General features: G+C 37.5%; 1 protein-coding gene. It reads left to right on the forward strand.

Annotated features, from left to right (window positions below; all coding sequences use genetic code 11):
* Nucleotides 1–435, forward strand: a 435-nt coding sequence (locus tag BAU28_RS04525) for a Cna B-type domain-containing protein (protein ID WP_244158068.1), incomplete at both ends; no start/stop codon positions are given.

Consider the following 435-nt stretch of genomic DNA (forward strand, 5'->3'; position numbering starts at 1 on the left):
AAGGATATAAATCCAAAGTAAACGGTTATGACATCACGAATACAAAAGTGGGCGAAACGAAAGTAGAAGGAACAAAGACTTGGAACGATAATAACGCAACAGATCGTCCAAGCACAATCAAAGTAGACTTACTACAAAACGGTCAAGTAATTGACACGAAAGAAGTAAGTAAAGCAACAAATTGGAAGTACACGTTTGAAAAACTGCAAGCATACGATACAAACGGAGTAGCGTACAAGTATGAAGTGAAAGAACAAGCAGTACCGGGATATGAATCAAAAGTAAATGGTTATGACATCACGAATACAAAAGTGGGCGAAACGAAAGTAGAAGGAACAAAGACGTGGAACGATAACAACGCAACAGATCGTCCGGAAATGATTAAAGTAGACTTACTACAAAACGGTAAAGTAGTAGATACAAAAGAAGTAACAG

It is taken from the genome of Bacillus paramycoides, from assembly GCF_001884235.1.
Classification (GTDB): Bacteria; Bacillota; Bacilli; order Bacillales; family Bacillaceae_G; genus Bacillus_A; species Bacillus_A paramycoides.